This window comes from Pseudomonas sp. S4_EA_1b, assembly GCF_016307435.1.
In the GTDB taxonomy this organism is placed as follows: Bacteria; Pseudomonadota; Gammaproteobacteria; order Pseudomonadales; family Pseudomonadaceae; genus Aquipseudomonas; species Aquipseudomonas rhodesiae.
The window spans coordinates 107,494-132,993 of record NZ_JAEILC010000026.1 but is presented as its reverse complement, the minus strand read 5'-3'; the positions used below and the strand labels follow the sequence as shown (position 1 = coordinate 132,993).

Sequence of the window (25,500 nt, the reverse complement as noted above, 5' to 3'; positions counted from 1 at the left end):
GCTTGCCCCGCGCCGGGCTGCGCAGCAGCCCCAAATACTTGGCGACGATATCTATAGGGAAAAATGCGGCAACAGCAGTGGGGCCGCTACGCAGCCCAGCGCGGGGCAAGCCCGCTCACCACAGGAAGCCCGGACACGGTAAGAAACCGTTTCAAGCCTTGATGAAGTGCTTGCGGTAATGCTGCAGTTCGGCAATCGATTCGCGAATATCGTCCAGCGCCAGGTGAGTGCTGCCCTTGTGGAAACTGTCTTTGACTTCCGGCGCCCAGCGCGCAGCCAGTTCCTTGAGTGTGGACACGTCCAGGTTGCGGTAATGGAAGTAGCTTTCCAGCGCTTTCATATGGGTATAAAGGAAGCGACGATCCTGGCAGATGCTGTTGCCGCAGATCGGCGACTTGCCCTTGGGTACCCACTGCTCCAGGAAGGCGATGGTCTGGGCTTCAGCCTCGGCCATGCTGATGCGACTGTCGCGCACGCGCTGGGTCAGGCCGGAATTGCCATGGGTGCGGGTATTCCACTCATCCATGGTGGCTAGCACCGCATCGCTGTGGTGGATGGCGATCACCGGACCTTCGGCCAAGGTATTGAGGTTGCTGTCGGTAACAATCGTCGCCATCTCGATGATGACGTCGGTGTCGGGGTTCAGACCGGTCATTTCCAGATCGATCCAAATCAGGTTCTGTGGGTTTTGCATGGCTCGTTTCTCTTGGCACCTTGGCGTAGCTGCGCAGTTTAGCAGGCGGGGGCGTGCTAGACTCGCGACCGTTTCACCCAAACCTTTGCATTATCGATACGGAACACCAATGGCCAAACGCCAGCTCAACCGTCGCCAAAACTGGCGCATCGAAAAGATTCAAGGCGAACGCGCTGCCCGCGCCGCCAAACGTGAATCCTCCGCCGTGGAAGCGCTTGAGGGCGGCGACCTGGGCCCCGAACAAACGGGTCTGGTGATCGCGCACTTTGGCGTGCAGGTCGAAGTCGAGGCGCTGGAAGGCGAACTCGCCGGTCAGGTGTTCCGTTGTCACTTGCGCGCCAACCTGCCGGCGCTGGTCACCGGCGACCGCGTGGTCTGGCGTGCTGGCAACCAGGGGATCGGCGTGATCGTCGCCCAGTTGCCCCGCAGCACTGAACTGCGCCGCCCCGACAGTCGCGGCCAGCTCAAGCCGGTGGCGGCCAACGTCGACATGATCGTGATTGTTTTCGCGCCGCTGCCCGAGCCCCATGCCAACCTGATCGACCGCTACCTGGTGGCCGCCGAGCACGCTGGCATTCGCCCACTGCTGCTGTTGAACAAATTCGACCTGATCGACGAACAGAATGCTCCGGCGCTCAATGCGTTGTTGGCGGTCTACCGCACCCTAGGCTACCCGGTGCTGGAAGTCTCGGCCCATCACGGCAATGGCATGGAACAACTGCAACAACAGTTGGACGGGCGCATCAGCGTGTTCGTAGGCCAGTCCGGCGTCGGCAAGTCGTCGCTGGTCAACAGCCTGCTGCCGGAAGTCGACACCCGAGTAGGGCCGCTGTCGGAGCTGTCCGGCCAGGGCACCCACACCACCACCACCGCGAGACTGTTTCACTTCCCCGGCGGCGGTGAGCTGATCGACTCCCCAGGTATCCGCGAATTCGGCCTCGGCCACGTCAGCCGCCGCGATGTGGAAGCCGGCTTTATCGAATTCAACGATCTGATCGGCACCTGCCGCTTCCGTGACTGCAAGCACGACCGCGAACCGGGCTGTGCCCTGCTCAAGGCCCTGGAAGATGGCCGCGTGCAACAGCAGCGGATGAACAGCTATCGGTCGATCATTGCGAGCTTGCCTGAGAGCAGTTACTGACCGGTTCCTTGCCCTGCGAGGAAGATGTGAAAAGGCCGCGATGATCGCGGCCTTTGCATATACAGCTTAAGAGCCCGCTTTGGGCACCGTCGGGTCTTTCACCCCACCGTCATCGAACAGATTCAATTTCTGCCGCAGTTCATGGGCCGGCAACGGCTCCTGCCCTGGCGGGATAGCGTTCGGGTCAGACGGTACGTCACCTGGCGCGCCAGCGCCTGGAGCCGGCATCGGCGGGGGTTGATCGCCTTCGATCGCACGCTGAGCCTTTTTGGTCAGCACAACGATGTCAATGCGCCGGTTGATCGGGTTGAACGGGTCCTTCGCATCAAACAGTTGCGAAGAGGCAAAACCCACCACTCGCGCCACTTGCGCGTCTGGGTAGCTGCCGGCCACCAGGGCACGACGGGCCGCGTTGGCGCGGTTGGCAGAAAGCTCCCAGTTGCCGAAGTCGCCCTGGCCCGCATAAGGCTTAGCGTCGGTATGGCCGCTGATGCTGATCTTGTTCGGCACCGCTTTGATGGTATCGGCCATGGCCAGCAGGATGTCTTCGAAGTACGGCTTCAAACGCGCACTGCCTGAATCGAACATCGGCCGGTTGGCGGCGTCGGTGATCTGGATGCGCAAGCCGTCCGGCGTGATTTCGAACGAAATCTGGTCCTTGAACTTCAGCAGCTGTGGATTTTCCTCAACCTTGTTCTGCAGCTCTTGCAGTAACAGCTCAAGACGCTCCTGTTCAACCTGCTCGGCCATAGCCTCGACCGTATCGCGCTCAATCGGGATTTTCTCCTGAGGCGCCTCGGTCTTCACTTCCGGGTTGATGGTGCGTTCAGGCGCCAGTTGAGGCGAGCCGCCCAGGTCGATCACAAAGGGCGTGCCGCTTTCCGAGAAACCGATGGGGTCTTTGAAGTAGCCGGCGATGGCGATCTTCTGCTCAGGCGTGGCGGTAGACATCAGCCACAGCACCAGAAAGAACGCCATCATCGCCGTCGCAAAGTCGGCGAAGGCGATTTTCCAGGCACCACCATGGTGCCCCGCAGCGAAGCGCTTGACGCGCTTGATGATTATCGGCTGGTTGTTTTCCATGGCTTAGCGACCGCGAACCGCTTGTTCCAGCTCGGCGAAGCTTGGGCGATGCTTGGGGTACAGCACCTTGCGACCGAACTCCACCGCCAGCGAAGGCGGCATGCCGGAAGCGGACGCCACCAGGCTGGCCTTGATCGATTCGTACAGGTTGATCTCTTCCTTGGCGTCGTGGGCCAGGGAAGTCGCCAGCGGACCGAAGAAACCGTAAGCCGCGAGAATACCGAAGAAGGTACCCACCAAGGCCGCACCTACGTGCATACCGATGGCCGCCTGATCACCCTCGCCCAGCGAGGCCATGGTCACCACGATACCGAGTACCGCCGCCACGATACCGAAGCCGGGCATGCCGTCGGCGATGCCGGTCACCGCGTGAGACGGGTGCTCCAGTTCTTCTTTGAGGCTGAACAGTTCCATATCGAACAACCCTTCCAGCTCATGGGGGGCCATGTTGCCGGAGGACATGATGCGCAGGTAATCACAGATATAGGCGGTCATGCGCTCGTCTTTGAGCACGGCCGGGTACTTGGCGAAAATCGGGCTGGCGGCGGCGTCTTCGATGTCGGCCTCAATGGCCATCATGCCCTCGCGGCGGCTCTTGTTGAGGATCTCGTAGACCAGGCCCAGCACTTCCAGATAGAACGTGTGGGAGAAGCGCGAGCCGAACATGCTCAGGGACTTCTTGACCACGTGCATGGTCATGTACCCAGGGTTGGCTTGCAGGAATGCACCAAATGCCGCCCCGCCGATGATCATCACTTCGAAAGGTTGGATCAGCGCGGCGATCTTACCGTGGGAAAGGACGTAACCGCCGAGCACGCTCGCGAGGACGACGATGATGCCGATAATTTTAGCCATAGGAGATGAGTACTTGCGCCGTCAGGTTCATGGACATATTTGGGGGAACTGAAAAACTCTTGTTCTACTTATCGGCAAAACTGCGCCAGACTATAGCCCGTTAAGGCGAAAAGCCAGTTCGGCCCGCTCTGGGCGTGTTGACCGCAAGTGATGATCGCGCCCCTACCATGGCCAAACAAAAAATCGACCCAACTGCAAAACCTGCTTCCCTCCCCGACTGGATCAAGCGTCTGGACGAGGTGCGCCTGCCCGTTCCACAGACCAGCCACGACCGTGTGTGCAAAGCCATCCGCGACAACCGCAGTTCGTTGCGAGATATTGCCGAGCTGATGCAAAACAGCCCGGCGCTGGTGCTCAGCGTGATGCGCGAGGCCAACAGCCATACCCATGGCAGCCTAGCCGAACCGGCGGAAAACCTCGAAGTGGCACTCAACCGCCTGGGCCTCAAGCGCGCCGAGGAACTGCTGGCACGCTTGCCGTCGGTGCCCGACCAAGACATTCCCGTGGCGTTGCGCCAGCTATTGTTGGTCAGTCAGCACGCCTCGCAGCAAGCCAACGGTCTGTTTGGCAGCCGATTGGCGCGACTGTGGCAAGACATTCATTGGGGCAGCCTGCTGTTTTTATCGCCGCTGTGGCCGATGGCGGTGGTTTATCCCAAGCTGCTGGAAGAATGGGAGCTGCGGGTTATCCACAAGGGTGAGTCGGCGCGCGTGGTTGAACAGCAGTTATTCGGCGTACGCCTGCTGGACTTGTGCATCGGCCTGACCGAAGCCTGGCACCTGCCAATGTGGGTATCCCAGGGTTATACCCTGCTGCTGAATGAGCAACGCATGTTGGTCAAGGCGCTGCGTATCGCCCGTGACGAAGACCCGCTGCACCAACAGCAATTGCTGGACGCCGCCCCCCATTTGCGCCGCTGGCTGAACCAGCCGGCCAACACCGTACTGCTGGCCAATGGCCTAGCGATGTCCGCCCAAGAATCCTGGACCTGCCCGCACACGCAGCGTTGGCAATTCCTCACCGCTTTGTACCTGCAACAACCCTTGGCCGAAGTGCAGCAGCAAGTCCATCAACAGGCAGTGACCAGCGCCCGCACCACGCTGATGCCCGACCTTTGGCACCCGGCGCTGTCGTTGATCTGGCCGTGGCATGTGCAGAAGATCCACCGTGGTTTACTGCCCGCCCCGCCGCCCACCGCCGAGGCGCTGGCCGTGTGGCGCAGCCGCTGCACCGAACTGCTGATGGAGCCGAGCCGCTTTGCCAACGCCATGCACCTGACCACCTGCGCCAAAGAGGCGCTGGTCGCCAGCGGCATGCAACGGGTGATGCTGCTGATGACCGACCGCGCCCAAAGCACCCTGCGCGTGCATCAGGTTGACGGCCTACCCAAGGATGCCGCCAACCTGAGCCTGGATGTGGTCCACAGCACAATGCTCCAGCGTCTGCTGGAGAAATCCGCCCAGGTGCGCTTCACACCGGACAACCACGCGCAGTTCTCCGCGCTGCTGCCGCCGATCCTGCGCCGCCTGTTCAATGGCGAACACTTGCTGCTGCGCTCCCTGAGCTGCAACGGCAAAGTCGTGATGCTGATGGTGGCCGACCAGGGCGGCGGTCCGTTCTCGGAAACCACCGTGCAGGCGTTCGGCAAAACCGCTCAATGCATCGAAAAGGCCCTGCACTGCTTTACCAACCGCGGCGCCTGATGCTTGCGCTACAATCGCCGTCCTTTATCGCCAACTTTTACGCCCAGGAGACCTCACATGCCTGACTTCTCTGGCTTGCCGCTGGTGATCGAATCCGCCGACCTGCAAAGTCGCCTGGGTGCCGAACACCTGATCGTGGTGGACCTCACCAGCGCCGCCCGCTACGCCGAAGGGCATGTCCCCGGCGCGCACTTCGTTGACCCCAAACGCACCCAACTGGGCCAACCGCCGGCTCCGGGCCTGCTGCCGAACAAGGCCGACCTAGAAAAGCTGTTTGGCGAACTCGGCCACACGCCGGATGCGACCTACGTGGTCTACGACGACGAAGGCGGCGGCTGGGCCGGGCGTTTTATCTGGTTGCTCGACGTGATCGGCCATCAGAAATACCACTATCTCGACGGCGGCCTGCTGGCATGGTTGGCAGACGGCCAGCCCGTCTCCACCGACGTCCCCCCGTCGGCCGGCGGCCCGGTCAGCCTCACGCTGCATGATGGCCCGACCGCCACCCGCGAATACCTGCAAAGCCGTCTTGGCGCCGCCGACCTGGGCATCTGGGACGCGCGCGGCCCGCTGGAGTATTCCGGCGAGAAGGTGCTCGCGGCCAAGGGCGGGCACATCCCCGGCGCGGTCAACTTCGAATGGACTGACGGCATGGATAAGGCGCGCAACCTGCGCATCCGCCGCGACATGCCACAGATTCTTGAAAAACTGGGCCTGACGCCCGACAAAGAAATCATCACCCATTGCCAGACTCACCATCGCTCTGGCTTCACCTACCTGGTGGCCAAGGCGCTCGGTTATCCGCGAGTCAAAGGTTATGCCGGTTCCTGGGGCGAATGGGGCAATCACCCCGACACGCCCGTTGAAAAGACTTAAGGTTTAAGGACAGTTATGAAAAAGCAGTTGTTTATCCTCAGCCAGTACTTGCTGCCGCACCATTTGCTGTCGCGTCTGGCCGGTTGCGTGGCCGAGTGCCGCGTGCGCTGGTTCAAAAATGCCTTCACCACATGGTTCGCCAAGCGCTATCAAGTGGATATGTCCCAGGCACTGGTGGAGGACGTGACCGCTTATGAGCACTTCAATGCGTTCTTCACCCGTGCCTTGAAAGACGGCGCGCGCCCACTCGACCCCACTCCCGGCGCCGTGCTGAGCCCCGCCGACGGCGCAGTCAGCCAACTGGGCCCGATCGAGCATGGCCGTGTGTTCCAGGCCAAAGGCCATAGCTTCAGCGTATTGGAATTGCTGGGCGGCGATGCTGCCATGGCGGCGCCTTTCATGGGCGGCGATTTCGCCACTATTTACCTGTCGCCGAAGGACTATCACCGCGTGCACATGCCGCTGGCCGGCACGCTGCGCGAGATGGTCTATGTGCCGGGGCGGATTTTCTCGGTCAACCAGACCACCGCCGAAAACGTGCCGGAGCTGTTTGCGCGTAACGAGCGAGTGGTCTGCCTGTTCGACACCGAACGCGGCCCGATGGCTGTGGTGCTGGTGGGCGCAATGATCGTGGCGTCGATTGAAACCGTGTGGGCCGGCCTGGTTACGCCCCCCAAGCGCGAGCTGAAAACCTTCCGCTATGACGAAGCCGCCCGCGCGCCGATCCACCTGGAAAAAGGTGCGGAGCTGGGACGTTTCAAGTTGGGTTCCACCGCGATCGTGCTGTTCGGGCCGGATCAAGTGCAGTGGTCAGAAGCGCTGCTGGCCGGTTCGCCGGTGCAGATGGGTCAAGGGATCGGCCTGCCGAAAGCCTGATCCAATATTTGCAGAGATCTAATGTGAGAGGGGGCTCGCCCCCGATAGCTGAGTATCAGTCAACATCAAAGTGACTGATCTACCGCTATCGGGGGCAAGCCCCCTCCTACATTTCTGACCGTCAGAGCTGACCGTCGCGGTCGCGAAAGCCCAGCAGATACAGCACACCGTCCAACCCCAGGGTCGAAATGGCCTGCTTGGCCGACTGTTTAACCAGCGGCTTGGCCCGGAACGCCACGCCCAACCCGGCAATCGCCAGCATCGGCAAATCGTTGGCACCGTCGCCTACCGCGATGGTCTGCTCCAGACGCAACCCTTCCTTGTGCGCCAGCTCCTTGAGCAGGTCGGCCTTGCGTTGCGCGTCGACAATCGGCTCGACCGCCACGCCGGTCACTTTGCCGTCGACCACTTCCAACTCGTTGGCGAATACGTAATCGATGCCCAGTTTGGCCTGTAATTGCTTGGCGAAGTAGGTAAAGCCGCCGGACAAGATCGCGGTTTTGTAACCCAGGCGCTTGAGTTCGGCGAACAGGGTTTCGGCGCCTTCGGTCAGGCGCAGGGAAGCGCCAATGGAATCCAGCACGCTCACATCCAGGCCTTTGAGCAGTGCCAAGCGCTCCTTGAAGCTGGCGCGGAAGTCCAGCTCGCCGGCCATGGCACGCTCAGTGATGGCGCTGACTTGATCGCCCACACCGGCAGCCTTGGCCAGTTCGTCGATGACTTCGGCTTCGATCAAGGTGGAGTCCATATCGAACACCGCCAGGCGGCGGTTGCGGCGGAACAGCGAATCTTCCTGGAAGGCGATATCGACATTCAACTCCTGAGCGACGCTGAGGAATTCCGCGCGCAGGGCCTGCGGGTCAGCCGGCTCGCCACGCACGGAAAACTCGATGCAGCCTTTGCCCTGGTCGGCCGGCGTGTCCAATGGCATGCGCCCCGACAGACGGTCGATGTGGTCGATATTCAAGCCGTATTGCGCGGTGATGGAGCTGACGCGCTGCAGTTGTTCAGCGGTGACCTTGCGGGTCAACAACGTGACGATATGGCGTTTCTTGCCCTGGCCGGCCACCCAATGCTGGTAGTCCGCTTCGGATACCGGAGTGAAACGTACCTGTTGATCCAGCTTGTACGCGGTAAACAGGATGTCCTTGAGCACGGACGATGACTGCTCGTTGCTGGGAATTTCCACCAGGATGCCGAACGACAGGGTGTCGTGGATCACGGCCTGGCCGATGTCGAGAATGTTCACACCACCCTGGGCCAGCACACCGGTAATGGCAGCGGTAAGACCCGGGCGGTCTTCCCCAGTGATGTTAATCAGGACAATTTCGCGCAAGGCGCACCCCCAGGCTGGAAAAAAACCGCATTCTACCCACTTTCAGTGACCATCGGGCACAGCCAGCGCTTTGCCGGTCATGGGCCTGTCGCTATACTGCGCGTCAACTTCACGGACCAAGAGCCGAGCTCAAGTGAACCGGCCCACGCCAGTAAAAACCGACAACTTCTTCCTGCTGATCTTCCGGGCACTGCGCCACCGCCGTGTACCGATCGCATTACGCATCGCCAGCCATAACGTGATCCTGGTCGCCCTGGCCCTGGTGATCTACGCCTGCGTAATGGGTTTGCAGTTCAAACAGGCCATGCACGAGCAAGCCGACGCCCTGGGCGAAAGCTTGACCACCCAGACCGCCACCTCGGCGACCGAGCTGCTGGTGTCCAACGACATCCTCAGTCTCAACGTGCTGCTCAATAACCTCACCAAGAACCCGCTGGTGGCTCACGCCGCCATCTACAGCGTCGACAACCGGATCATGGCCGAAGCCGGCCAGCGCCCGAAGAACGGCTTGTTGGGTGAGGCCGAAGGCCTGTATCAAAGCAATATCACCTTTCAAGATGTGAAAGCCGGCCAGTTGCGCATCAGCCTGGATATGCAGCAATTCCAACAGCCGATGACCATCAGCCTGCAAAGCATGGGCATCCTGAGCGCGATTCTGCTGGCCCTGGCCCTGGCCTTGAGCCTGCGCCTGGGTCGGCATATCTCGACACCGCTGATGCAACTGCGCATCTGGCTGCGGAATATCGACGAACACACTCCGGCCACCGACCGCCAGGATGAAATCGGCGACCTTGCCCGCCAACTCCACGCCAGCTTCGCCCCGGAGCCGGTGGTTCGCGAAGTTGAACCGGAACCCGAATTCGACGACACCGATTACGACGACGAACCCGAATTCGAAGTACGCGACCTGCGCGATCCGGGCTTCGACGAAAAGCCGCCGGTGGCGGGTCTCAAGCCGGCGACACGCAGGGCACTTATCGCCGAAGAGGATGAGTTGGACGACGAAGACCCGTTCGCTGATCTGCGCGATACCGCGGCCAGCAGCCCGGCCGTCGTGCCCAAAGCGGTGCCGGCGAAAAACGCCGAGCCTCAGCACAGCGCGGTACTGGCCGTACAACTCGGCGCCCAGGACCAACTGCGTCGCTTGCCCCGCGCACGCCTGACGGAATTGCTGGAGCGCTACCGCGACTGCCTCGACCAGGCCGCTTCGCTGTACCAGAGCGAACTGCACACCCTCAACGATGGCAGCACCTTGATGCTGTTCCACAGCGAAGACAGCGGTGAAGACTACCTGACCAACGCCATCTGCTGCGGCGAGCTGCTGCGCGCCTTGGGCCATGCCCTGCAGATCGAAGTGGCGGACAGTGGCATCACCCTGCAACTGCAACTGGGCCTGACAGTGGGCGACGATCTGTTCGGCATGAGCCAGATCGACCTGCTGCTCACCGAAATCGCCCAGGACGCGCTGGCCTTGTCCCAACACAGCCGTAACCTGCTGCTGGTGGAGCGCAAGATCAGCGAAGACCCGCTGATTCGCCAGCGCGCCCGTATCCGCCCGATTGCCAGCCCCGAAGGCGCAAGCTGTGTGGAACGTTTGATGGAGCCGTATCCGTCGATGCTGGAGCGTCAGTTAGCGCGGATGCACGAGACCCGCACAAAGCCTTAAAGCAAACCGCAAAATCAGTGTGGGAGGGGGCTTGCCCCCGATGGCGATGTGTCAGTGACAGCTGGTCTGACTGACCCACTGCTATCGGAGGCAAGCCCCCTCCCACATTTGGATCCCTAAATACTTCAAGTAAATCGCACACAAACAAAAGGCCCGCTGAATCAGCGGGCCTTTTGTTTGTGTGGCATTCAGATCAAAACCTGAACACTTCCATATCGGTACGAATCGGCGTGGCCATCGGCATCTTGGGCTTTTCCGGAGCAACCGGCTTGGCCTGGGCCGGCGCTTGTTTGCGCGGGGCCTCGGCGGCAATCGGGGGCTGGTTGGCCAATGGCTTGAGCGCCACAGACAGTTGCTGCGCCAAGTGCTGCAAGAGCACGCCCTGGGCCTGGACCTGGGACGCGGTGCTGCCGGTGTGCTGTTCCTGCAAGTGCACGATGCGGTTGTCACGCACCTGACCACGGCGGTCGATCAAGCGCCACTGCGCATCGAGAATTGCCGGTTGCGAAGTGCCCGAGTCCAACCGAGTGATTGTCAGCAGCACCTGCACGTCCGGCGTAAAGCCGGCAGGCGCGGGGGCGAGGACCACACGTTGGCTGTCCAACTGACCGGCCACCTGGCGCAGCATCAGCTGGTTGATGTCGGACGATAAACTGCCCGCCCAACGGCCATCGGTGGAACCTTGCAGGCTGCCGTCGTTCTGACGTTGCAGCAGGGTCTCGCGTTGCAGGTAGTCGGCGACGATTACCGGCCCCAGCAATACCGCCATGCCGGCGGTTTGAGCTGGCTGAGCCGGACTTCCGCTGTCCAGCTGGTACAGCGACACCGGTTGATGTGTGCTGCAACCCGCCAGCCCCAAAAGGCCAGCGAGCATAAAAATAAAAGGAAGGCGTGGAGCAGTCATCATCCCATCCAGGTGGCTGCCACAAGGCGAACCACAATGTAATACTAAAAAATAACCTGTACACGCTCGGCCACGCCGGCGCTGAAGAGGCCATATCATCCGTGAATATGCGCCATGACTCCAGCGCCAAAGCGTCGATCTACGGGTTAAATCGTAGATCGAGGGCTCTAAAACGCCTTAAACGGGCGTTTCAACCAACAAAGCATCCACCCGCTGGAAGCCACGAGGCAATTTATTACCCCGGCGGCCACGCTCGCCCTTGTAGTGCTCAAGGTCGTCAGGGCGCAGCGACAAGGTGCGCTTACCTGCCTGGAGCACCAGGGTTGCACCTTCCGGAATCACGGCGATGTCGGTCACGTACTCTTCGCGACTGGCCACCCGCTCCCCGGGGATTCCAATAATCTTGTTGCCTTTACCTTTGCCCAACTGCGGCAGGTCGCTGATCTTGAACACCAGCAGACGCCCTTCGGTAGTGACCGACGCCAGCCAGTTGTTCTCACGGTCCTGCACCGGCCGCGGCAGGATCACTTTGGCGTTGTTGGGCAGACTCAACAGCGCCTTGCCCGCCTTGTTCTTGGCTTGCAGGTCTTCCCCCTTGACCACGAAGCCATATCCCGCATCGGACGCAATCACGTACAGCGCGTCATCGTCCGGTAGCAGCACACACTCGAAATTTGCCCCCGGTGGCGGTGTCAGACGCCCGGTCAGCGGCTCGCCCTGCCCCCGTGCCGACGGCAAGGTATGGGCCGGCACCGAGTAACTGCGCCCGGTGGAGTCGATAAACACCGCAAACTGGTTGGAACGCCCAGCGGCTGCGGTCTTGAACCCGTCACCGGCCTTGTACGACAGGCCAGTGGCGTCAATATCATGCCCTTTGGCGGAGCGAACCCAACCCTTTTCCGACAGAACGACGGTAATTTTCTCGTTGGGCAGTAGCTCGGTTTCTGTCAGAGCTTTCGCTTCGGCGCGCTCGACGATAGGCGAGCGGCGGTCATCGCCGTAAGTTTCGGCGTCTTTGATCAGTTCGCTACGCACCAGCTTTTTCAGCTTGGCTTCGCTACCCAGCAGGGCTTGCAGTTTGGCTTGTTCCTTGAGCAAGGCATCCTGCTCATCACGCAACTTCATCTCTTCCAGACGCGCCAACTGACGCAGGCGGGTGTCCAGGATGTAGTCCGCCTGAATCTCGCTCAGGTCGAAACGAGCGATCAGCTCGGCCTTCGGATGCTCGGCGGTGCGGATGATATGAATCACTTCATCCAGGTTGAGGTAAGCGATCAACAAACCGTCCAACAGATGCAGACGGCGCTCGACCTTGTCCAGACGGAACTGCAGGCGGCGCCGAACAGTTTGTATCCGGAACTCCAGCCACTCCACCAACAGGTTGCGCAGGTTCTTCAACTGCGGCTTGCCGTCCAGACCAATGATGTTGACGTTGACGCGGTAGCTGGACTCCAGATCGGTGCTGGCAAACAAGTGCTGCATCAGCACTTCATGATCGACCCGGCTATTGGTCGGGATAATCACGATGCGGCACGGGTTTTCATGGTCGGACTCGTCACGCAAGTCGGCGACCTGCGGCAGTTTCGACGGTTTGGCCTGCATCAGCGCGGCGATCTGCTCCAGCACCTTGGCGCCGGACACCTGGTGCGGCAGCGCGGTGACGATAATGTCGCCATCCTCGACGTGGTACACGGCGCGCATACGCACCGAGCCCTTGCCGGTTTCGTACATCTTCTGCAAATCGGCGCGCGGCGTGATGATTTCCGCTTCGGTCGGGTAGTCCGGCCCCTGGATATGCTCGCAGAGCTGCTCCACGGTGGCCTTCGGCTCATCCAGCAGGCGCACGCAGGCGGTGGCTACTTCGCGCAGGTTGTGCGGAGGCACGTCAGTGGCCATGCCCACCGCGATACCGGTGGTGCCATTGAGCAGGATATTCGGCAAACGTGCCGGCAACACCAGGGGTTCGTCGAGGGTGCCGTCGAAGTTCGGCCCCCAATCCGCCGTGCCCTGGCCCAGCTCGCTGAGCAGCACCTCGGAGTAACGCGACAGACGGGCTTCGGTGTAACGCATGGCGGCAAAGGACTTGGGATCGTCCGGCGCACCCCAGTTACCCTGGCCGTCTACCAGTGTGTAGCGATAGCTGAACGGCTGCGCCATCAGCACCATGGCTTCGTAGCAAGCCGAGTCGCCGTGGGGGTGGAATTTACCGAGCACGTCACCGACGGTACGCGCCGACTTCTTGTGCTTGGAGTCGGCATCCAGGCCCAACTCACTCATGGCGTAGATGATGCGCCGTTGCACAGGCTTCAGGCCGTCGCCGATATGCGGCAAGGCACGGTCCATGATCACGTACATGGAGTAGTTGAGGTAGGCATTTTCGGTGAAGTCAGCCAGCGACCGGCGTTCTACGCCATCTAAACTGTCTGCAAGGATGTCACTCATGCGGGCCTCATCAATAGTGGGTAAGGCGCAGCGGAACTGCCGCTGCGCTGATTCGATTCAAAAAGGGGCCGATTCATGGCTGGGCGCTCCAGCCGCCGGCCGGGGCGGCGAAACGATAGACCATGGGGCGTTTTTCACCATCGGCCCGGGGGCCGAAATTGTTGTCGATGCCCAGCCAGGCCCCGCTGTCGTCAATGACCAGCGCCTCGGCCAAGCCATAGGGCTGGGCGTAGCGGCGTTCGGGGGTCAGGGTTTCGTCGGCGAACGACCAGCACAGCTCGACCTTGGCCGTGACCGCATCGCGCCGGCAAATCTGGAACGCATTACGCTCCAGGGTAAACAATTTGCCGTTGTACAGCGCCAGGTCGGCAAAATCCTTGGACACCGCCTTGGCATCGGTGAACTTGGCCGGCTGCACTTCCTGGCCGGCCTCGCTCAGCAGTACGCACGGGCCATCGCAATCCCAGAGGCTTTGCGCACGCTTGATGGAGATCAGCCCGCGCCGCTCGCGCTCGGCCGCCAGCCAGAGCTGGTTGCCTTCCGGGTTGATCACCAATCCTTCAAACAACGCATTGAAGTGCAGCAACATGCCGCTGGCGCGGGCCTCTCGCACCATGCCGGGGGCGATTTTCAGCCATTCCGGCGCGCCGCTCACCGGCACCTTCAGCACCGCGGCATGGGCTTCGCTGACAATGTACTGATTACCCATGCCATCACAGCTGATGCCTTCAAAATCCAGGTCACCGCCGCGAATGAACGAAGCAGCCTTGGTACGCGAGCGCAGCCCCCAGGGCAAGCCGGAGTCCGGCACCGGCGGCACCTCGATCTTTACCGCTTCGGCCTGCCAGGTGGGCGCACTGGTATCCAGGCGATAGATCTGATCGTCATCACGATCGGACACCGTCCACAGTTCGTTACCGCACTGCGCCAGCCCCGACAGGTTGCCGCCGCGCATGCCGTCCACCGGGTGTTCGGACACGAGTTTGAGTTCCACCACGGGCGCGGCGGCGACGGTGGTCGCTGCCAGCCCGCTCAACATCAGGATCGCCAGGGCGAAGCCTGTGCGCATCAGCCCAGAACCTCGGCCAGGTTGCCCTTGGATTCCAGCCAGGATTTGCGGTCCCCGGCGCGCTTCTTCGCCAGTAGCATGTCCATCATTTCACTGGTGGCGGCGAAATCGTCCAGGGTCAACTGCACCAGGCGCCGGGTGTTCGGGTCCATGGTGGTTTCACGCAGTTGCGGTGGGTTCATCTCGCCCAGGCCCTTGAATCGGGTGACCTGGGGCTTGCCGCGTTTCTTTTCGGCTACCAGACGGTCGAGGATGCCATCGCGCTCGGCTTCGTCCAGGGCGTAGAAGATCTCCTTGCCCAGGTCGATCCGGTACAACGGCGGCATGGCGACGTAGACGTGGCCGGCATCCACCAGCGGACGGAAGTGCTGCACGAACAGCGCGCAGAGCAAGGTGGCGATGTGCAGGCCGTCGGAGTCGGCGTCGGCGAGAATGCAGATCTTGCCATAGCGCAACTGGCTCATGTCGGCCGCGCCGGGGTCGACACCGATCGCCACGGCAATGTTGTGCACTTCTTGGCTGGCCAGGACTTCGCTGCCATCGACTTCCCAGGTGTTAAGGATCTTGCCGCGCAACGGCAGGATCGCCTGGTATTCCTTGTCCCGCGCTTGTTTGGCGGAGCCGCCGGCGGAATCACCTTCGACCAGGAACAGTTCCGAGCGCATCGGATCCTGCCCTGCGCAATCGGCCAGTTTGCCCGGCAGCGCTGGGCCTTGGGTGATGCGCTTGCGCTCGACTTTCTTGCTGGCCTTGAGGCGACGCCCGGCGTTGTTGATCGCCAGCTCGGCCAGGGCAAGGCCTAGTTCCGGATGCTCGTTGAGCCACAGGCTGAAGGCATCCTTGACCACCCCGGAGACAAACGCCGCCGCTTCACGGGACGACAGGCGTTCCTTGGTTTGCCCGGAGAACTGCGGCTCCTGCATCTTCATCGAGAGCACGAACGCGATGCGCTCCCACACGTCTTCCGGCGCCAGCTTCACGCCGCGCGGCAGCAGGCTGCGGTATTCGCAGAATTCGCGCATGGCATCCAGCAAGCCCTGACGCAGACCGTTGACGTGAGTACCGCCCTGGGCGGTCGGGATCAGGTTGACGTAACTTTCCTGCACGCTGTCGCCGCCTTCGGGCAACCACAGCAGAGCCCAGTCGACGGCTTCCTTGTTACCCGCCAGGCTGCCGCAGAACGGCTCGTTGGGCAGGCGTTCGAAGTCGCTGACCGAGTCTTCCAAATAGGAACGCAGGCCGTCTTCGTAATGCCACTCGACCTTCTCGCCGGTGCCCTTGTCTTCAAAGGTGACCAGCAGCCCCGGGCACAACACGGCCTTGGCCTTGAGCACGTGCTTGAGGCGGCTGATGGAGAATTTCGGCGAATCGAAGTATTTCGGGTCCGGCGCGAAGTACACGCTGGTGCCGGTGTTGCGCTTGCCGACGGTGCCGATCACTTCCAGGTCGGTGGCTTTGTAGCCATCGGCGAAGGTCATCTGGTACTCGTTGCCATCGCGCTTGACCTTGACCCGCACCAGGGTGGACAAGGCGTTGACCACGGAAATCCCCACGCCGTGCAAGCCGCCGGAAAACTGATAGTTCTTGTTGGAGAACTTGCCGCCGGCGTGCAGCTTGGTAAGGATCAGCTCGACGCCCGGTACGCCTTCTTCTGGGTGGATGTCCACGGGCATGCCGCGACCATCGTCGGACACTTCCAGGGAATGGTCTGCATGAAGAATGACGTGCACCGACTTGGCGTGCCCGGCCAAGGCTTCGTCGACGCTGTTGTCGATGACTTCCTGGGCAAGGTGGTTCGGCCGACTGGTGTCGGTGTACATGCCGGGGCGTTTGCGCACCGGGTCGAGGCCCGAGAGGACTTCGATGGCGTCGGCGTTATAAGAGCTAGCGCTGGGAGTGGCCATGGGGTCTCATCGTGAGTCGTTCGATTAAAAAGTAACCTGCGGTTTGCAAGGCAATTACAGTGCCGAGAAATCGAAGGATTGATACTGATCTGCGCCAATGCCGGCAAAACTGAGCAGCGCCGGCAGTTGCCGGGCAAACCCTTGGTAACCATGATCGCCACCGGCCTGGATGCGTAAGGCACAGGCCCGGTAATACTGCTGGGCGAGGCGATAATCCAGTGTTTCATCGCCGGTCTGCAACCACACTTGATAACGCGCAGCATCCTGGGGAGCCGGCACTTCCAGCTCGGCCAGCGCCGTCACATGGTCCTGGGTCAGTTCCCAGGTTTCATCGGTGTAGAGGTTCTTCTGGATGCCCAGGTAACCGTCGAACATCCGATGGGGGCTGACCGCCGGGTTGACCAGCAGCGCCTTTAGGCCATGGCGCTCGGCAAGATGGGTTGCATAGTAGCCGCCGAGGGAGCTGCCGACCAGCAGCGGCCGCCCCAACTGGGCAATGGCTTGTTCCAATTGAGGAATTGCCTGACGTGGATGGTGATGCAGGGCCGGCACGCGCAACTGATCGGCCAGGCCCAGAGCGTCCATCACACCCATCAACTGGCTGGCCTTGTTGGACGCCGGCGCGCTGTTGAAGCCGTGGATATACAGGATCGAAGCCGACATGCCGGGCTCTCCATGCTTACGCGAAAAAGGCGCAGTTTACAGGGATCGGGGTGGCGTGAGCAGCCGATGATCCAACTGGGGGCAAGCTATCTCCCACCGTTATGAGGAGTGTTTACGGTCTTTAATAGCCGTTGCTGCCGTAATCGATGGTAAAGGCGAAATCTTTAAGCCGCTCCACCCCGGTCTCCAACCGCCCATCGGCATGCATACGCAACCAGCGATAGCCCGGTGCCTGCTCGCTGACCTTGAAATCCTCGCTGCCCGGCGCGAACTGGATGCAGGTGGACGGCGACGCCAGCAGGCGCACGCCATTGCGCTCGCGGTCGATCTCCTGGTGCACGTGGCCCCAGAGCACGGCCTTTACCTGGGGAAAGCGGTCCAGCACGGCAAACAGGGCCTCGGGGTTGCGCAAGCCGATGGGCTCCATCCATGCGCAGCCGAACGACACCGGATGGTGGTGGAAGCACACCAGGTGATGACGATCCGGCGCCTCGCTCAAGGATTGAGCGAGCAATTGCAGCTGCTGGTCCTCCAGATAACCCGGCACGGAGCCAGGTACGGCGGAGTCCAGCAGGGTAATGCGCCAGTGGCCGATATCGACCACCGGTTCCAGCAAATCACTGTGCTCGGCGGCTTGGGCCATGATGAGCGGTTCGTCGTGATTACCGGGGATCCAGCGCGCGGGAGCGTCGATGGCCGCGGTCAAGGCGCGAAACTGCTGATACGACTCAAGCGTACCGTCCTGGGACAGATCCCCCGTGGCCAGCATCAGGTCGATAGACGGCTGTTGCTCGCGCACCAATTCGATCACCCGTTGCAGGCTCTCGCGGGTATTCATGCCCAGCAACGTTGCGTCGCCCTCGGCAAACAGGTGGCTGTCGGACAGTTGCACCAGCAACGCCGAAGCGTCGGGGCTCACGGTGGATACGCTCGGCAAGGCGCTCTCCCAAGGCAATCACAGAAATGGACGGTTGGCGCGATTATGCTGGGCAGGACACAAAGAGGAAACCTAAGGAAGCAGACGCAGTTCACATCTACCGCACGACTTCGAACTCGTGCCCCAGTGCCAAGCAATGACTCAGCCATTCACCGAGGAACACATTGAGCTGGGCTTTTTCATCGGGCTGATGCATGAACACATTCGGGTAAGGATAGATGCTGCGAAAGCGTCGCGCATGTTCGGCGCTGATTACTTCGGCCATGCGTGCGTCGTGGTACACCTGCACTTCGAGCTGCGGCACTGGCAACCATGGCAGGCTGTGTTCCTGGCGCACGCGCAGGGTGGTGGTGTACGGGCAATTGACGATGACTTCCAGGGCCAGTACGCCGAGCATCTGGTCGCCATGGGTCACGCCGATGCGCCGCGCCTCGGGGGCGTGGCGCATGTCGGGGAGCAAGCGCATCAGCCGCGCATAGTTGGCCTCGCAGGCCGCTTGCAGCCCGATCAGGTCGACCCGATAACGTTCCCGTGCCTTTACTGCCATAACCCCCTCACTTCCGCGCGGTTAAGCGCTAGCCATTGCAGGGCGATAATGCTGGCTGCGTTGGAAATTCTGCCGTCGCGCACCGCTTGCAGAGCATCGTCGAATGCCCAGCGGGTGACGCGGATGTCTTCTGCTTCTTCTTCCAGGCCGTGAACGCCGCCTGCGCCCGTGCTGTCGCAACGGCCCAGGTACAAGTGGACGAACTCGGTGCTGCCGCCGGGCGACGGGAAATACTTGGTGATCGGCCACAACGCGGAGAAGGTCAGCCCAGCTTCCTCCTCGGCTTCACGGTGCGCAACCTCCTCCGGTTGCTCATCCTTATCGATCAAGCCGGCGACCATCTCCACCAGCCACGGGTTGCCCGCGCGGCCCATGGCGCCCACGCGAAACTGCTCGATCAAGACCACCTCGTCGCGCTGCGGATCGTAGGGCAATACACACACGGCGTCGTGACGGACGAAGACTTCGCGGTTGATCACCCGGCTCATGCCGCCATCGAATTTCTCGTGGCGCAGTTGCACGCGATCGAGTTGGTAGAAGCCCTTGTAGGCATTGTCGCGCTTAACGATTTCAATCGTGCTCGGCGTCGATTTTGCAATGTCCGTCATATCCCTTCCTCGTTATGCCTGGGCGATTCGCGCCATCCTAACGCGCTCGCGCCCCTTGGTGCAGCCCCTTTCCGGTTGCCGGGATAGACGGCGGACGTCAAACTCACTCTAAATAGCTTAGTGGCGAACTGACTGCCTCGCTGGCAGTCGAAGCACCACAAATTTCGCTCTTATCGTTAGACGAAGGACATCCATGTCGCTCTTAAAGATTGCCTCCGTGGCCTGCATCGCATTGACCCTCGGTGCCTGCCAAAGCCTGTTCCAACCGAGCTATCGCACCCCGCTGGAAGCCACTCGCGACGCCACCGAGCAGAGCAAGCCGGGCTGCGCCAGCGCCGACTGCCCGCTGGTGAACATCGACACCGTGCACTTTGCCAAAGAGCCCAAGCTCGACGCCTTGATCGAGCAGCGCCTGCTGGACATGACCCGCACCACCCCGAACGAGCCTTTGCCCACAAGCCTGGAAACGTACCGCGAGCAGTTCCTGAAAACCGCCGCGCCGCGCAACAGCATGTATTTGCAAGCCAAGGTACGCGAGCAGCATGACGGCTTGGTGATCATCGAACTGTCCAGCTATCTGGACCAAGGCGCCACCCATGGCGAGCCGGGTCGCGCGTTCATCAACTATTCGCGCCAGCAGCAAAAAGCCCTGTCCCTGACCGACATGCTGCTGCCGGGCAAGGAAGACGCGTTCTGGAAAGCCGCCCAGGTCGCCCACAATAGCTGGCTGATCAGCACCCGCCTGAGCCTGGAGCAGGAGTTCGTGAAGACCTACCCCTTCCAGAAAACCCCGAACGTGGCGCTGACCTACGGCGGCGTGATCCTCAAGTACCCGACCTCGACCATCGCACCGTACGCCCTGGGCCACGTCGAGTTGCAGATCCCTTACTCGCGCCTGGAAGGCATCCTCAAACCCGAACTGGTGCCCGCGCGCCGCTGAAGGCTCGCCCAAGCATGAACTGCAGCAACCCTGCCAGCACCAGCGCCGGCAGGGTCGCGCCGATATCCGGGTAGACGTTGGCCAGCAAGTGATAGGTAGCAACCCCACCCAACCAGGCCAACAGCGCCGGCCAGCGCAGAGCAGTCGGTACGCCCTGGCCGCGACGGCGCAGGACAAAATGGTCCACCAGCACCACACCGAACAGCGGCGCGAACACCGAACCGATCAACAGCAGGAAATTCTGGTACTGCGCCAGCGGCGCCAGGCAAGCGATCAGGGTACAAATCACGCCGATGGCCAATGCCAGGTGCTCGACTTTCAAACGCAGCAACATCCCGCTGGACACCGCCGCCGAGTGGATATCGGCAAAGGCGTTTTCCGATTCATCCAACAGGATCAATAGCAGCGGAATCCCCAGTCCAGCCCCAGCCAATGCCAGCAGCAGCGCATTCACTTCACCGCTCGGCGCGAACGCCAGGGTGTAGGCCACGCCCAGGCTCATCAGCCAGAAATTACCGATAAAAAAGCCCAGCGCGGTACCGCCGAATACGCTTTTGGCGCGTTTGCCGAAGCGCGAGTAATCGGCGATCAGCGGCAGCCAGGACAGCGGCATGGCGATGGCGATATCAAACCCCACCGCAAAGGGCATCGAACCGTCACCGGCCTGAGCCCAGAGTGCGCCGAGGTCGGCCTTGGCGAACAGGTTCCAGGTCAGCCACAGACAGGCCGCCAACAGCAACCAGATGCCCCATTTACGCAGGATCTGGCGCACGAACGTCAGCGGCCCGCTGACCGCCAGCAAGGTTGCCAAACCACCGAAAAACAGCGTCCACAATAGCGGGCTGGCCAACAGGCTGCCCTCGCTGAACGCCCGCGTGCCCAACAGGCTGGCGGCATCACGCATCACGATGATTTCGAACGAGCCCCAGCCGATCAACTGCAACAGGTTGAGCAGCGCCGGCAGGCTGGCGCCCTTGGCCCCAAGGCTGAGCTTGAGCGCAGCCATGGCGGACAAGCCGGTGTCGCTACCGATCACACCGGCAGCGGCCAGCAACAGCACGCCGACCAGAGTGCCGAGGAAAATCGCCAGCAAGGCACCCGACAAGCCCAGGCCCGGCGCGAGCAATGCGCCGGTCTGCAGGACCATCAGGCCGATGCCGAGGGAGAACCACAGGGAAAACAGGTCGCGGGCGCCGAAGACTCTTTTGTCAGCAGGCACCGCGATGTCAGGGGAATAGGTACTCGATTGAGTGCTCAAGGCGGGTATCTCTGAGGGACATTTTTTGTTTGGGCGATAGCCATCGGGGGCAAGCCCCCTCCCACACTTGAATTTGGGAGGGGGCTTGCCCCGCAGACGACGGTACAGGTACCGCCGACTGCGGCTTAGACCTTCTTGTACAACTGGCTGCCTTCCTGCTTGAACCGCTCCGCCTGCTCCGCCAGGCCCTTGGCCACGTCCACATCCACCGCGTCAATGCGCTGGTTGGCCGCGTACTCACGCACTTCCTGGGTGATTTTCATCGAGCAGAACTTCGGCCCGCACATCGAGCAGAAATGCGCGACTTTGGCCGAGTCCTTGGGCAGGGTTTCGTCGTGGTAGGAGCGCGCGGTGTCCGGGTCCAGGCCGAGGTTGAACTGGTCTTCCCAGCGGAACTCGAAGCGCGCCTTGCTCAAGGCATTATCGCGGATCTGCGCGCCCGGATGCCCCTTGGCCAGGTCGGCCGCGTGGGCGGCGATCTTGTAGGTGATGATGCCGGTCTTCACGTCATCCTTGTTCGGCAGGCCCAGGTGTTCCTTGGGCGTGACGTAGCAGAGCATGGCGCAACCGAACCAGCCGATCATCGCCGCACCGATGCCGGAGGTGATGTGGTCGTAGCCAGGCGCAATGTCGGTGGTCAGCGGGCCGAGGGTGTAGAACGGCGCTTCGTCGCAGCATTCGAGCTGCTTGTCCATGTTCTCCTTGATCAACTGCATCGGCACGTGGCCGGGGCCTTCGATCATGGTTTGCACGTCGTGCTTCCAGGCGGTCTTGGTCAGTTCGCCGAGGGTTTCCAACTCGCCGAACTGCGCGGCGTCGTTGGCGTCGGCAATCGAACCGGGGCGCAGGCCGTCGCCCAGGGAGAAGCTGACGTCATAGGCCTTCATAATTTCGCAAATTTCGTCGAAATGCGTGTAGGTGAAGTTCTCTTTATGGTGCGCCAGGCACCACTTGGCCATGATCGAACCGCCACGGGACACAATGCCAGTGACGCGCTTGGCGGTCAGCGGAACGTAGCGCAGCAGCACGCCGGCGTGGATGGTGAAGTAGTCGACACCCTGCTCGGCCTGTTCGATCAGGGTGTCGCGGAACAGCTCCCAGGTCAGGTCTTCGGCGGCGCCGCCGACTTTTTCCAGGGCCTGGTAGATCGGCACGGTACCGATCGGCACCGGCGAGTTGCGGATGATCCACTCGCGGGTTTCATGGATGTGTTTGCCGGTGGACAAGTCCATCACCGTGTCCGAGCCCCAGCGGATGCCCCAGGTGAGTTTCGCCACTTCTTCTTCGATGGACGAACCCAGGGCGCTGTTGCCGATATTGCCGTTGATCTTCACCAGGAAGTTACGGCCGATGATCATCGGTTCCAGTTCGGTGTGGTTGATGTTGGCCGGGATGATTGCGCGGCCACGGGCGATTTCTTCGCGCACGAATTCCGGGGTGATGATCTTCGGCACGCTGGCGCCGAAGCTGTGGCCGGCGTGCTGCTGGTCGAGCAAGCCACTGGCCCGGGCTTCTTCGAGCTTCATGTTCTCGCGGATGGCGACGTATTCCATCTCGGCGGTGATGATGCCTTTGCGCGCGTAGTGCATCTGGGTGACGTTGGCACCGGCCTTGGCGCGGCGCGGGTTCTTCACATGGGCAAAACGCAGGGCGGTCAGCTCGGCATCGCTCAGGCGCTGCTGGCCGAAATGCGAGGTCAGGCCGGCCAGGCGTTCGGTGTCGCCACGGGATTCGATCCACGGCGAACGCACATCGGCCAAGCCTTTGCGCACATCGATGATCACATTGGGGTCGGTGTAGGGGCCCGAGGTGTCGTACACGGTGACAGGGGCGTTGATTTCACCGCCGAAATCGGTGGGGGTCACGTCCAGGCTGATTTCGCGCATGGGGACGCGGATATCCGGGCGAGTGCCCTGCACGTAGATTTTTTGCGAGCGGGTAAACGGCTGCACGGAGCCAGAGTCGACCTTGGCCGATTCACTCAAATGCACGGTATTTTTTAGTTTTGTAGTCATCACGGGCTCTCCAACTTATCCAGGCGGTGGATGTTTGTCGGAGCGAACCTGTGACGGACGGACGCACTGGAACCAGTGCTGTGCTTGGCGCACGAGGGCTGCTCGGTAAACGAACAACATCCCGGACGAAGCACAAGAGGACTCGCCGGGTGACGAGAAATCTTGTTCCCTACGCAGGCGCTAACCTGATCAGGTTCAACGGGATCCGGTATTTACCGATCTCAGCCTTCCAACAAGGCACCCCGACAAGAACGCGGCCAGTCTAGACCATGGAATGGGCAAATTGCCAATGGTGCTGCTTTCAGCGTGATGAATGGCATGATTGCAGGATTGTTGCGTCGGGTCGGCGCCACTACACTCGGCTACTGCCCAAGGCTTGACGCTCTGAAACAGTCGCCGTAGCCTTGGCCGTCGAATTATCACCGTAATATTTATTCAGGGATCGCCTCATGCTGCGCAAACTCTCACTGGCTATTGCCGTGTCTTGTGCGACCAACGGAATGGTCTGGGCAGCTGAAGCGCCCTTGTCCGCCAGAACCGACCTGGTCAGCGTCTATCAGGAAGCAGTGGATAACAACGCCGACCTGGCCGCCGCCCGTGCCCAATACGGCGCGCAAAAAGAAGTGGTGCCTCAGGCCCGCGCCGGCTTGCTGCCGAACCTCTCCGGCGGCGCCGACATCAACAATGTACGCACCCAGATCGACACACCGGCCGCCACCGCCAACCGCGATGCCCACTCCTGGCGCGCGACCCTCAGCCAGCCGCTGTTCCGCGCCGACCGTTGGTTCCAGTTGCAGGCGGCTGAAGCCACCAATGAACAGGCAGCGCTGCAACTGTCGGCCACCGAACAGAACCTGATTCTGCAGAGCGCCGAGAATTACTTCGCCGTGCTGCGCGCCCAGGACAACCTGGCCTCGACCAAGGCCGAAGAGAACGCCTTCAAACGCCAACTGGATCAGTCCAACGAGCGCTTCGACGTGGGCCTGTCGGACAAGACCGACGTGCTGCAATCCCAAGCCAGCTACGACACCGCGCGGGCCAACCGGATTCTGGCGCAGCGTCAGGTAGAAGATGCGTTTGAAGCACTGATCACCCTGACCAACCGTCAGTACAACTCGATCCAGGGCATTGTCCACACGCTGCCGGTGTTGCCGCCGCTGCCGAACGACGCCAAGGCCTGGGTCGAAACCGCTGGGCGCCAGAACCTCAACTTGCTGGCCAGCAACTATGCCGTCACCGCCGCCGAGGAAGTCCTCAAGCAGCGCAAGGCCGGTCACGCGCCAACCTTGGACGCAGTGGCGCAATACGAAAAAGGCGATAACGATGCGCTGGGGTTCAGCAACCCGAATGCCTTCGGCACGCCCTATCGCGGCGACGTGGAACAACGCACCATCGGCCTGCGCCTTAATATCCCGATCTACAGCGGCGGCCTGACCAGCTCGCAGGTCCGCGAGTCGTACTCGCGCCTGGGCCAGACCGAACAGCAACGCGAAGGCTTGCGCCGCCAGGTGGTGGAAAACACACGCAACCTGCACCGCGCGGTGAACACCGATGTGGAACAGGTACAGGCGCGCCGCCAGTCGATCATCTCCAACCAGAGCGCGGTGGAAGCCACGGAAATCGGCTATCAGGTGGGTACGCGCAATATCGTCGACGTGCTCGACGCCCAGCGCCAGCTCTATGCCTCGGTACGCAACTACAACAACAGCCGCTACGACTACATCCTCGACAACCTGCGTTTGAAGCAGGCCGCGGGCACGTTGAACCCTGGGGATCTGCAGGACCTGGCGCGCTACCTCAAGGCTGACTACAACCCGGACCGCGACTTCCTGCCGCCGGACCTGGCCAAGGCCGCCGCCGAACAGCTCAAGGCCCGCCCGAATAATTAATCACGCTGCTAAATCATGTGTGAGGGGGCTTTGCCCCCGATAGCGCAAGACAGCCAACACTATTTGACCTGACAGATCGTCATCAAGGGCAAGC

General features: G+C 61.5%; 21 protein-coding genes and 1 riboswitch. Of the genes, 7 read left to right on the top strand and 14 right to left on the bottom strand.

Annotated elements, in window-relative coordinates; all coding sequences use genetic code 11:
• Nucleotides 1-151: 151 nt before the first annotated feature.
• Complete coding sequence (gene orn / locus YA0848_RS09445) at nt 152-694, bottom strand: oligoribonuclease (RefSeq protein ID WP_034095596.1); 543 nt, start codon at nt 692-694, stop codon at nt 152-154.
• Nucleotides 695-803: 109 nt separating this feature from the next.
• Between orn and rsgA the strand changes: the two genes are divergently transcribed.
• Nucleotides 804-1,835 (top strand): small ribosomal subunit biogenesis GTPase RsgA, encoded by a 1,032-nt coding sequence (gene rsgA / locus YA0848_RS09440; protein WP_169902920.1) that lies wholly within the window; start codon nt 804-806, stop codon nt 1,833-1,835.
• Nucleotides 1,836-1,901: 66 nt separating this feature from the next.
• On the opposite strand, the gene motB is transcribed toward rsgA, so the two are convergent.
• Together motB and motA are read right to left on the bottom strand one after the other, a co-directional pair.
• Complete coding sequence (motB, locus tag YA0848_RS09435) at nt 1,902-2,918, bottom strand: flagellar motor protein MotB (protein WP_169902922.1); 1,017 nt, start codon at nt 2,916-2,918, stop codon at nt 1,902-1,904.
• Between the two features lie 3 nt (nt 2,919-2,921).
• Nucleotides 2,922-3,773: a flagellar motor stator protein MotA gene (motA, locus tag YA0848_RS09430; RefSeq protein WP_034095593.1), complete on the bottom strand. Its 852-nt coding sequence runs from the start codon at nt 3,771-3,773 to the stop codon at nt 2,922-2,924.
• A gap of 167 nt (nt 3,774-3,940) precedes the next feature.
• Here motA and YA0848_RS09425 point away from each other — a divergent pair, with 167 nt between their 5' ends.
• From YA0848_RS09425 to asd, 3 genes are read left to right on the top strand one after another with little or no spacing between them, the layout of a single operon-like run.
• A complete protein-coding gene (locus YA0848_RS09425; RefSeq protein ID WP_034136647.1) occupies nt 3,941-5,476 on the top strand; it encodes an HDOD domain-containing protein in 1,536 nt (511 codons plus the stop codon).
• Nucleotides 5,477-5,533: 57 nt separating this feature from the next.
• Nucleotides 5,534-6,352: a rhodanese-like domain-containing protein gene (locus YA0848_RS09420; RefSeq protein ID WP_169902924.1), complete on the top strand. Its 819-nt coding sequence runs from the start codon at nt 5,534-5,536 to the stop codon at nt 6,350-6,352.
• A 15-nt stretch (nt 6,353-6,367) separates the two neighbouring features.
• Nucleotides 6,368-7,228 (top strand): archaetidylserine decarboxylase, encoded by an 861-nt coding sequence (gene asd / locus YA0848_RS09415; protein WP_034095590.1) that lies wholly within the window; start codon nt 6,368-6,370, stop codon nt 7,226-7,228.
• 121 nt (nt 7,229-7,349) lie between these two features.
• Here asd and serB read toward each other — a convergent pair whose 3' ends face one another.
• Nucleotides 7,350-8,564, bottom strand: a complete 1,215-nt coding sequence (gene serB / locus YA0848_RS09410; RefSeq protein WP_034095589.1) for a phosphoserine phosphatase SerB — start codon at nt 8,562-8,564, stop codon at nt 7,350-7,352.
• Between the two features lie 133 nt (nt 8,565-8,697).
• On the opposite strand from serB, the gene YA0848_RS09405 reads away from it, so the two are divergent.
• Entirely contained in the window at nt 8,698-10,230 is a 1,533-nt protein-coding gene (locus tag YA0848_RS09405) for an AhpA/YtjB family protein (protein WP_169902925.1), read from the top strand.
• A 193-nt stretch (nt 10,231-10,423) separates the two neighbouring features.
• Here YA0848_RS09405 and YA0848_RS09400 read toward each other — a convergent pair whose 3' ends face one another.
• The 8 genes from YA0848_RS09400 to YA0848_RS09365 form a co-directional block, all read right to left on the bottom strand.
• A complete protein-coding gene (locus YA0848_RS09400) occupies nt 10,424-11,134 on the bottom strand; it encodes a PqiC family protein (RefSeq protein ID WP_080758669.1) in 711 nt (236 codons plus the stop codon).
• 177 nt (nt 11,135-11,311) lie between these two features.
• Nucleotides 11,312-13,576 carry a DNA topoisomerase IV subunit A gene (gene parC, locus YA0848_RS09395; RefSeq protein ID WP_169902928.1) on the bottom strand — a complete coding sequence of 755 codons (2,265 nt, stop codon included), beginning with the start codon at nt 13,574-13,576 and terminating at the stop codon, nt 11,312-11,314.
• Between the two features lie 73 nt (nt 13,577-13,649).
• Nucleotides 13,650-14,645 (bottom strand): esterase-like activity of phytase family protein, encoded by a 996-nt coding sequence (locus YA0848_RS09390; protein WP_169902931.1) that lies wholly within the window; start codon nt 14,643-14,645, stop codon nt 13,650-13,652.
• The gene (gene parE / locus YA0848_RS09385; RefSeq protein ID WP_034095584.1) at nt 14,645-16,549 is read right to left on the bottom strand and encodes a DNA topoisomerase IV subunit B; all 1,905 of its coding nucleotides are present in this window, start codon (nt 16,547-16,549) and stop codon (nt 14,645-14,647) included. The genes YA0848_RS09390 and parE overlap by 1 nt, the downstream gene beginning before the upstream one ends.
• 54 nt (nt 16,550-16,603) lie before the next feature.
• Nucleotides 16,604-17,212: a YqiA/YcfP family alpha/beta fold hydrolase gene (locus YA0848_RS09380; RefSeq protein WP_034095583.1), complete on the bottom strand. Its 609-nt coding sequence runs from the start codon at nt 17,210-17,212 to the stop codon at nt 16,604-16,606.
• A 121-nt stretch (nt 17,213-17,333) separates the two neighbouring features.
• Nucleotides 17,334-18,149: a 3',5'-cyclic-AMP phosphodiesterase gene (cpdA, locus tag YA0848_RS09375; protein WP_034095582.1), complete on the bottom strand. Its 816-nt coding sequence runs from the start codon at nt 18,147-18,149 to the stop codon at nt 17,334-17,336.
• Nucleotides 18,150-18,246: 97 nt separating this feature from the next.
• A complete protein-coding gene (locus YA0848_RS09370) occupies nt 18,247-18,696 on the bottom strand; it encodes a DUF1249 domain-containing protein (protein ID WP_003171323.1) in 450 nt (149 codons plus the stop codon).
• Nucleotides 18,687-19,304 carry an NUDIX domain-containing protein gene (locus tag YA0848_RS09365; RefSeq protein ID WP_034095581.1) on the bottom strand — a complete coding sequence of 206 codons (618 nt, stop codon included), beginning with the start codon at nt 19,302-19,304 and terminating at the stop codon, nt 18,687-18,689. The genes YA0848_RS09370 and YA0848_RS09365 overlap by 10 nt, the downstream gene beginning before the upstream one ends.
• A 193-nt stretch (nt 19,305-19,497) precedes the next feature.
• Here YA0848_RS09365 and YA0848_RS09360 point away from each other — a divergent pair, with 193 nt between their 5' ends.
• Complete coding sequence (locus YA0848_RS09360; protein WP_034095580.1) at nt 19,498-20,244, top strand: RsiV family protein; 747 nt, start codon at nt 19,498-19,500, stop codon at nt 20,242-20,244.
• On the opposite strand, the gene cytX is transcribed toward YA0848_RS09360, so the two are convergent.
• Both cytX and thiC read right to left on the bottom strand, forming a co-directional pair.
• Nucleotides 20,213-21,502, bottom strand: a complete 1,290-nt coding sequence (gene cytX, locus YA0848_RS09355; protein ID WP_169902933.1) for a putative hydroxymethylpyrimidine transporter CytX — start codon at nt 21,500-21,502, stop codon at nt 20,213-20,215. The genes YA0848_RS09360 and cytX overlap by 32 nt on opposite strands.
• Before the next feature lie 125 nt (nt 21,503-21,627).
• Nucleotides 21,628-23,517 (bottom strand): phosphomethylpyrimidine synthase ThiC, encoded by a 1,890-nt coding sequence (gene thiC / locus YA0848_RS09350; RefSeq protein WP_034095578.1) that lies wholly within the window; start codon nt 23,515-23,517, stop codon nt 21,628-21,630.
• A gap of 149 nt (nt 23,518-23,666) precedes the next feature.
• Nucleotides 23,667-23,772: riboswitch (TPP riboswitch) on the bottom strand.
• Nucleotides 23,773-23,966: 194 nt separating this feature from the next.
• Between thiC and YA0848_RS09345 the strand changes: the two genes are divergently transcribed.
• On the top strand, nt 23,967-25,406 hold the full coding sequence (locus YA0848_RS09345; RefSeq protein WP_034095577.1) for a TolC family outer membrane protein: 1,440 nt from the start codon (nt 23,967-23,969) through the stop codon (nt 25,404-25,406).
• Nucleotides 25,407-25,500: the final 94 nt, after the last annotated feature.